The 8,403-nt window shown below is 69.6% G+C and carries 8 protein-coding genes; all 8 read left to right on the top strand.

Annotated elements, in window-relative coordinates; genetic code table 11:
• The first annotated feature begins 20 nt into the window (after window positions 1-20).
• The 8 genes from ilvC (at window position 21) to DEJ25_RS15950 (ending at window position 7,957) form a co-directional block, all read left to right on the top strand.
• A complete protein-coding gene (gene ilvC / locus DEJ25_RS15915) occupies window positions 21-1,046 on the top strand; it encodes a ketol-acid reductoisomerase (RefSeq protein WP_110904690.1) in 1,026 nt (341 codons plus the stop codon).
• Window positions 1,047-1,253: 207 nt separating this feature from the next.
• Window positions 1,254-2,444 (top strand): mannitol-1-phosphate 5-dehydrogenase, encoded by a 1,191-nt coding sequence (locus tag DEJ25_RS15920; RefSeq protein WP_111045293.1) that lies wholly within the window; start codon window positions 1,254-1,256, stop codon window positions 2,442-2,444.
• 26 nt (window positions 2,445-2,470) lie between these two features.
• Window positions 2,471-2,893, top strand: a complete 423-nt coding sequence (locus tag DEJ25_RS15925; protein ID WP_111045294.1) for a hypothetical protein — start codon at window positions 2,471-2,473, stop codon at window positions 2,891-2,893.
• The gene (locus tag DEJ25_RS15930; protein ID WP_111045295.1) at window positions 2,890-3,273 is read left to right on the top strand and encodes a hypothetical protein; all 384 of its coding nucleotides are present in this window, start codon (window positions 2,890-2,892) and stop codon (window positions 3,271-3,273) included. The genes DEJ25_RS15925 and DEJ25_RS15930 overlap by 4 nt, the downstream gene beginning before the upstream one ends.
• A gap of 80 nt (window positions 3,274-3,353) precedes the next feature.
• Window positions 3,354-4,943 (top strand): phosphoglycerate dehydrogenase, encoded by a 1,590-nt coding sequence (gene serA / locus DEJ25_RS15935; RefSeq protein WP_111045296.1) that lies wholly within the window; start codon window positions 3,354-3,356, stop codon window positions 4,941-4,943.
• A 9-nt stretch (window positions 4,944-4,952) separates the two neighbouring features.
• A complete protein-coding gene (locus DEJ25_RS15940; RefSeq protein WP_110904685.1) occupies window positions 4,953-6,023 on the top strand; it encodes a 3-isopropylmalate dehydrogenase in 1,071 nt (356 codons plus the stop codon).
• 14 nt (window positions 6,024-6,037) lie between these two features.
• Complete coding sequence (locus tag DEJ25_RS15945) at window positions 6,038-7,177, top strand: branched-chain amino acid aminotransferase (protein WP_111045297.1); 1,140 nt, start codon at window positions 6,038-6,040, stop codon at window positions 7,175-7,177.
• Between the two features lie 9 nt (window positions 7,178-7,186).
• On the top strand, window positions 7,187-7,957 hold the full coding sequence (locus DEJ25_RS15950; protein ID WP_111045298.1) for a fumarylacetoacetate hydrolase family protein: 771 nt from the start codon (window positions 7,187-7,189) through the stop codon (window positions 7,955-7,957).
• The last annotated feature ends 446 nt before the right edge of the window (window positions 7,958-8,403 follow it).

Here is an 8,403-nt window from a genome sequence, read left to right on the forward strand (position 1 = left end):
AACCAAGGAGACCACGCACCGTGACTGACATCGTGTACGACGCCGACGCCGACCTGAGCCTCATCCAGGGCAAGAAGGTCGCCGTCATCGGCTACGGCTCGCAGGGCCACGCCCACGCACTCAACCTCCGCGACTCCGGCGTCGAGGTGAAGATCGGCCTCAAGGAGGGCTCGAAGAGCCGCCAGAAGGCCGAAGAGGCCGGCTTCGAGGTCCACACGCCCGCCGACGCCACCGCCTGGGCCGACGTCGTCGTCATCCTCGCGCCGGACCAGGTCCAGCGCATCGTCTACAAGGACGACATCGCCCCGAACCTCAAGCAGGGCGCGACCCTCGTCTTCGGCCACGGCTTCAACATCCGCTACGGCTACATCGAGGCCCCCGAGGGCGTCGACGTGTCGCTCGTCGCGCCGAAGGGCCCGGGCCACACGGTGCGTCGCGAGTACGAGGCCGGCCGCGGCGTCCCCGTGATCGTCGCGGTCGAGGTCGACGCCTCGGGCAGCGCCTGGGACCTCGCCTGGTCCTACTCGAAGGCCATCGGCGGCCTGCGCTCCGGCGGCATCAAGACGACCTTCACCGAGGAGACCGAGACCGACCTGTTCGGCGAGCAGGCCGTCCTCTGCGGTGGCACCTCGCAGCTGATCCAGTACGGCTTCGAGACCCTGGTCGAGGCCGGGTACCAGCCGCAGATCGCCTACTTCGAGGTCCTGCACGAGCTCAAGCTGATCGTCGACCTGATCTGGGAGGGCGGCCTCACCAAGCAGCGCTGGTCGATCTCCGACACGGCCGAGTTCGGTGACTACGTCTCCGGCCCGCGCGTCATCTCGCCCGAGGTCAAGGAGAACATGAAGGCGGTGCTCGCCGACATCCAGGACGGCACCTTCGCGAAGCGCTTCATCGAGGACCAGGACGCCGGCGCGCCGGAGTTCACGGCCCTCCGCGAGAAGGGCGAGGGCCACCCGGTCGAGGCGACCGGCCGCGAGCTCCGCAAGCTCTTCGCGTGGAAGCAGGCCGACTCGGACTACGTCGACGGTTCGGCCGCGCGGTAGTCTGCCCGAGACAAGCTCGACCCGCGAGGCGGCGGTGCACTGCACCGCCGCCTCTCGATGTGACCCGGACACCATGCAGCAGCTCCTCCAGTACCCCGACGTCTCCCGAGGACGTCAGCGCAGCGCCGTGACGCGCTCCGTCGCCGTCCCCTCCGTCCTCTCCACACCCTGGCAGGCACGGTCCGTCGAGCATGGGATGATCGTTCGATGGCGGTGACGAGACGAGCGGTCCACATCGGCGCCGGCAAGATCGGGCGCGGGTTCGTGGGCCAGTTCCTCGTGGCGAGCGGCTACGACCTCACCTTCGTCGACGTCGACGAGCGTGTGGTCTCCGCCCTCAACGAAGCCGGCCGGTTCGTGGTGCACGAGGTCGGTGAGATGCCCGTCGAGCACCTGGTCCACGGGTTCCGTGCGCTGAACAGCAAGACCGACCGTGACCGCGTCGTGCAGGCGATCGCCGACGCCGACGTCGTCACGACGGCCGTCGGCGCGCGCACCCTGCCCCTCGTGGCGCCGCTCATCGCGGAGGGGCTGGCCGCACGCCCGATCGACCGCGGCGACGTCACGATCGTGGCCTGCGAGAACGCCTTCAACGCCACCGACTCGCTGCACGCCAGCATCCGACGCGCGCCGATCCTCGAGGACCGCGACATCGCCGCCGTCTTCGCCAACTGCGCGATCGACCGCATCGTCCCCGACCAGTCCGGGGTGCTCGGACAGTCCGGCGGCCTCGACGTCGTCCTCGAACCGTTCTACGAGTGGGTCATCGAGCGCACGCCGTTCGCCGGGACCGGCTCCGAGCCTCCCGTCATCGACGGCGTGACCTGGGTCGACGACCTGCAGCCGTTCGTGGAGCGGAAGCTCTACACCGTCAACACGGCGCACGGAGCCGCCGCGTACCACGGCTGGGTCCGCGGCATCGGGCTCATCCGGGAGGCCCTGCAGGACCCCGACGTGCGGGCTGAGGTCGACGGGGTGCTCGCGGAGACGACCGCGCTGCTCGTCGCGAAGCACGGCTTCGACCCGGCGGACCACGCCCGCTACGTCGCGGCGAACCTGACCCGCATCGCGAACCCGCTCCTGCCCGACACCACCCGTCGTGTCGGTCGCAACCCGCTCCGCAAGCTCGGTCGTCGTGAGCGCTTCATCGGCCCGGCCGCGCAGCTCGCCGAGCGCGGCCTGCCCGTCGACCACCTCATCGGTGCGGTCCGCGTCGCGCTGGAGTTCGACGACCAGGACGACCCCGAGTCGATCGAGCTGCACGCCCTGCTCCGCTCCGGTGCCACCGCGCACGCCCTGACCGAGATCCTGACCGGACTCATGGAGGGCCATCCGCTGTTCCCGGCCGTCCGCGACGTCGTCGCCGGTGTCCTCGAGACCCAGCCCGCGCAGGCATGAGCGGCGACCCTCGTAGGATCGACGGCATGACCGAGGCGCGCGAACCCGACGACGACGCCGCCCTGTCGTGGGATGACGCCGAGGACGCGACGCACGTCGACGCCGCGCGCAACCCGATCGCCGTCAAGGAACGGGACTCCCGTGATCCCGACGCGCCGGAGACGTCCGGGGCGCTCATCGGGTTCGGTGTCTTCGGCGGGCTGTACCTGCTCTACACCGTCGCGTGGCTGCTCACGGCCTCGACCAGCTACCTGTCGACGACCGACGCGGTGCTGTCCGGCTTCGTCACGCTGCTCCGTTTCCTGGCCATCGTCGCGCCGGCGCTCTGGTTCGCCGTGGTGATCTGGGTCGCCCGCACCCGCAGCACGCGCACGCGGTTGCTCTGGATGCTGCTCGGCGCCGTCGTCCTGTTCCCGTGGCCGTTCCTGATGACGCGGAGCTTCGGGTGAGCGCCGTCGAGCGCCCCGCTGGCGGGTCCCGCACCCCAGGAGCACTGGTCGGACGGATCGTCGTCTGGGTGTTCTTCGCGGCGCTGTTCGCCTACATGACCGCGCAGAGCGTCGGCAACTTCGTGGTGATCACCGACAAGCTGCAGAAGTTCAACGAGTTCGTCGGGTCCGCCGGTGGAGCGTCCCTGCAGCGATCCGTGCCGTGGGTGTGGCTGGTCCTCGACGTCCTCATCCCGCCACTCGCGTACGCGGTCGGCGTGTGGGTGACCCGACGGTCGACGGCGGTCATGACCGTCGCGGTGCTCGTCGTCGCCTTCGCCGCCGCGGGGGCGCTGTGGCTCACGCTGCAGCTCTACGTGCCGAGCCTCGTCGAGCTCTGACCCGCTCCCGGCGTCGTAACCGGGTCCGGCCGTCGGTAGGGTGGTGGTACACCACCCGTCTCGTGTGAGGAACCGCAGTCGTGTCGAAGCCGGTCGTCTTGATCGCCGAAGAACTCTCGCCCGCCACCGTCGACGCCCTCGGGCCCGACTTCGAGATCAGGAACGTGGACGGTACCGACCGTCCAGCGCTGCTCGCGGCGTTGTCCGACGCGCACGCGATCCTGGTGCGCTCCGCGACCAAGGTCGACGCCGAGGCGATCGCCGCGGCCCCGGAGCTCAAGGTCATCGCCCGTGCCGGCGTCGGCCTCGACAACGTCGACATCAAGGCGGCGACGACCGCCGGCGTGATGGTCGTCAACGCGCCGACGTCCAACATCATCTCCGCGGCCGAGCTGACGGTCGGGCACATCCTGTCGCTCGCCCGCCACATCCCGGCAGCGCACGCGTCGCTGGCTGCCGGTGCCTGGAAGCGGTCGTCGTACACCGGTGTCGAGCTCTACGAGAAGACGGTCGGCATCATCGGCCTCGGCCGCATCGGTGCCCTGATCACCCAGCGTCTGCAGGCGTTCGGCGTCTCGGTCATCGCGTACGACCCCTACGTGACCTCGGCCCGCGCCCAGCAGCTCGGCGTCGAACTCGTCTCGCTCGAGGACCTGCTCCGGCGCGCGGACTTCACCACGATCCACATGCCGAAGACACCCGAGACGGTGGGCATGATCTCCGACGAGCAGTTCGCGCTGATGAAGCCGACCGCCTTCGTCGTGAACGTCGCCCGCGGCGGGCTCATCGACGAGGACGCGCTGCACCGGGCGCTGACGTCGAACACCATCGCCGGCGCCGGTCTCGACGTGTTCGTGTCCGAGCCGCCGAAGGACTCGGCGCTCGTGTCCCTGCCGAACGTCGTCGTGACCCCGCACCTCGGTGCCTCCACCGACGAAGCGCAGGAGAAGGCCGGTGTCGCCGTCGCCAAGTCGGTCCGCCTCGCGCTCGGCGGCGAGCTCGTCCCCGACGCGGTCAACGTCGCCGGTGGTGTCATCGACCCGTACGTCCGCCCGGGCATCCCGCTGGTCGAGAAGCTCGGCCAGGTCTTCACGGCCATGGCGACCTCGCCCGTGACGAGCATCGACGTCGAGGTGCACGGCGAGCTCGCCGCGTACGACGTCAGCGTGCTGAAGCTCGCGGCGCTGAAGGGCGTGTTCACCGACGTCGTCAGCGATCAGGTGTCCTACGTCAACGCGCCGCTCATCGCCGAGCAGCGCGGTGTCACCGTCCGGCTCATCACCGACGCGGACAGCCCCGAGTACCGCAACCTCCTCACGATCCGCGGTGCCCAGTCGGACGGCCCGGCGATCAGCGTCTCGGGCACCCTCACCGGCCCGAAGCAGGTCGAGAAGCTCGTCGAGATCAACGGGTACGACGTCGAGGTCGCCCTCGACAAGCACCACGTCGTGATGGCGTACACGGACCGTCCGGGCATCGTCGCGGTCTACGGCAAGGAGTTCGGTGAGGCGGGGATCAACATCGCCGCGATGCAGATCGCCCGTCAGTCCGCCGGCGGTGAGGCGCTCAGCGTGCTGACCGTCGACTCGCCGGTGCCGGACGACGTCCTCGAGCACGTCCGCTCGACGATCGACGCAGCCTCGCTGCGTGAGATCGACATCACGCTCTAGGAGACCCTCATGTCGCAGACGCTCAGGTTGGCCGTCATCCGTGGCGACGGCATCGGCCCGGAGGTCGTGGACGAAGCACTGAAGGTCCTGCACGCGGTGACCGACGGTGACCTCGACGTGCAGGAGACCCCGTTCTCGCTGGGAGCCGAGCGCTTCCTGGCGACCGGGGACATCCTCACCGACGACGACCTGGCGGCGCTGGCGGGACATGACGCGATCCTGCTCGGCGCCGTCGGCGGTGACCCTCGTGACCCGCGCCTCGCCGGGGGCATCATCGAGCGCGGCCTGCTGCTGAAGCTGCGGTTCGCGTTCGACCACTACGTCAACCTGCGGCCGACCAAGGTGCACGCGGCGGTCGGTTCGCCCCTCGCCGACCCGGGCGAGGTGGACTTCGTCGTCGTCCGCGAGGGAACCGAGGGCCCGTACGTCGGCAACGGCGGCGCCATCCGGGTCGCCACCCCGCACGAGATCGCCACCGAGGTCTCGCTCAACACCGCGCACGGTGTCGAACGGGTCGTGCGGTACGCCTTCGACCTCGCGATGCGGCGCCCGCGGAAGCACCTGACCCTGGTGCACAAGAGCAACGTCCTGGTGCACGCCGGCTCGCTCTGGCAGCGGACCGTCGCCGCGGTCGGTGCCGAGTACCCGGAGGTGGCGGTCGACTACCAGCACGTGGACGCGGTCACCATCCACATGGTGCGCGAGCCCTCCCGGTTCGACGTCATCGTCACCGACAACCTCTTCGGCGACATCATCACCGACCTCGCCGGCGCCATCAGCGGTGGCATCGGCCTCGCGGCCTCCGGCAACCTCAACCCCGACGGCACCTTCCCCAGCATGTTCGAGCCGGTCCACGGGTCCGCACCGGACATCGCCGGCCAGCAGTCCGCCGACCCCACCGCCGCGGTCCTCTCGGTCGCCCTGCTGCTCGACCACGTCGGCCGGGCGGACCTGGCGGGCGCGGTGACCCGCGCGGTGGAGGCCGACCTCGCCAGCCGGGGCACCACCCGACGGTCCACGGCCCAGATCGGCGACGCCATCGCCGGAGCCGCGGCAGCCGCACGCACCACCACGGCCTGACAGGAGCCACCCGCATGAGCGACAGCACCACCGAGACCACCGACACCGACTTCGCCCTCGACTTCTCGACGACCCCGTCCCCGGAGCGCCGTGCCGCCGCCGAGCGCGAGGAGATCCTCGCCGACCCCGGGTTCGGCAAGCACTTCACGGACCACATGGCCTCGGTGGAGTGGACGATCGACGACGGCTGGCACGACGCCTCGGTCCACGCGTACGGACCGCTCTCCCTGGATCCGAGTGCGAGTGTCCTGCACTACGCGCAGGAGATCTTCGAGGGCATGAAGGCCTACCGGCACGCCGACGGTTCCATCTGGGCGTTCCGTCCGGACGCGAACGCCCGTCGGTTCGCCCGCTCCGCCCGTCGGCTCGCGCTGCCGGAGCTGCCCGAATCGGTGTTCGTCGAGTCGATCCGCCGGCTCGTCGCGGCGGACCAGGACTGGGTGCCGTCCGCTCCGGAGACGAGCCTGTACCTCCGCCCCTTCATGATCGCGACCGAGTCGTTCCTCGGTGTCCGTGCTGCGAACGAGGTGCAGTACCACTGCATCGCGAGTCCGGCGGGCCCGTACTTCACGTCCGGCCCGAAGCCGGTGTCGATCTGGCTCTCGACGCAGTACGCCCGCGCCGCCCGGGGCGGCACCGGAGCCGCGAAGACCGGTGGCAACTACGCGGCGTCGTTGCTGCCGCAGCAGGAGGCGTACGAACACGGTTGCCAGCAGGTGATGTTCCTGGACTCCGAGAAGGGCGAGTACCTGGAGGAGCTCGGCGGCATGAACGTCGTCCTGGTGCGCTCCGACGGCACGCTCGTCACGCCGGACTCGGACTCGATCCTCGAGGGCATCACCCGGGACTCGATCCTGCAGCTCGCACTCGACCGCGGCCTCAGCGTGGAACGTCGTGCGGTGTCCCTCGCGGAGTGGCGGGACGGTGTCGCCGACGGCACCATCACCGAGGCCTTCGCCTGTGGGACCGCGGCCGTCGTCACACCGATCGCGGAGCTGCGAGGTGAGGGGTTCACCATCGGTTCGCCGACGTCGGGCGCCGGCGAACTGACGATGTCCCTGCGCGAGGAACTCACCGACATCCAGTACGGCCGCCGCCCCGACCCGCACGGCTGGATGGTCCGGCTCACGGACCCGACGCCGAGCGCTGAGTAGGGTCGACCCGTGAAGATCGCACGGTTCAGCACCGAGGGGGAGGACCCCCGCTACGGCATCCTCGACGAGCGCGCACTGGTGGTGCTCGCCGGCGACCCGATGTACCAGGGCTTCGAGACGACGGGGGAGCGGGTGTCCCTGAAGGACGCGAAGCTGCTCGCCCCCGTCATCCCGCGGTCGAAGGTGATCGGGGTCGGCCTCAACTACGCCGAGCACGTCTCGGAGATGGAGGAGCACACCGCGGACGACCCGGTCGTGTTCCTCAAGCCGAACACCTCGGTGATCGGCCCCGAGGACCCGATCCGTCTGCCAGCCGACATCGGCCGCGTCGACCACGAGGGCGAACTGGCCATCGTGATCGGCTCCCTCGCCAAGAACGTGGCGAAGGAGGACTTCGCGAGCGTGATCCTCGGGTACACGATCGCGAACGACGTGACCGCGCGTGACCTGCAGGCTCGCGACGGTCAGTGGGCACGAGCGAAGGGGTTCGACACGTTCTGCCCGCTCGGCCCGGTCATCGAGACGGAGATCGACCCGTCCGACATCCGGCTCGAGACGCGCGTCGACGGCGACCTCCGCCAGGCAGCCTCGACGAACGAGATGATCCACGACATCCCGACGCTCATCGAGTTCATCTCGTCGATCTGGACGTTGCTGCCCGGCGACGTCATCCTCACCGGGACCCCCGCCGGCGTCGGGCAGATCCGGGACGGCGAGGTGGTGGAAGTTACGATCTCCGGCATCGGTTCGCTCCGCAACCCGGTCATCGCCCGGCACTGAGCGCCCCGCACCGCTCTGGAGGCCCGACACCGTCATGGTGTCGGGCTTCCGTCCGTCTCGGGGCCGGCCTGGTGACGTCGGTACGCGGCATGGTCCGATGGCACGACACGCCCGGGATCGGACCTGGTTGGCAGGCCCTCGGACCGTGTGTAAAGTAATCACTCGTTGCCGCTGAGGCGGAACGGAACGGCCGAGACGGTCACCGGGTGAACAGCCCGGAGATGCAGTCCGGACGGGGTCCGCCTCCAGCAACCACCCCCATCGATCCGGTGTCGACTTCGTGTCGGTCATCCGGTGGGTTCGAGAACGACAGCCTCTCTGGCGTGACATCGTGTTGGTGTTGTGTGGGGAGTGCGTCTGGTCCTTGAGAACTCAACAGCGTGCACATTGTCAATGCCAATTTTATTGACCTCGTGCTCGATCGGTTTCGGCTGGTCGGGTCATGA

It is taken from the genome of Curtobacterium sp. MCPF17_011, assembly GCF_003234145.1.
Classification (GTDB): Bacteria; Actinomycetota; Actinomycetes; order Actinomycetales; family Microbacteriaceae; genus Curtobacterium.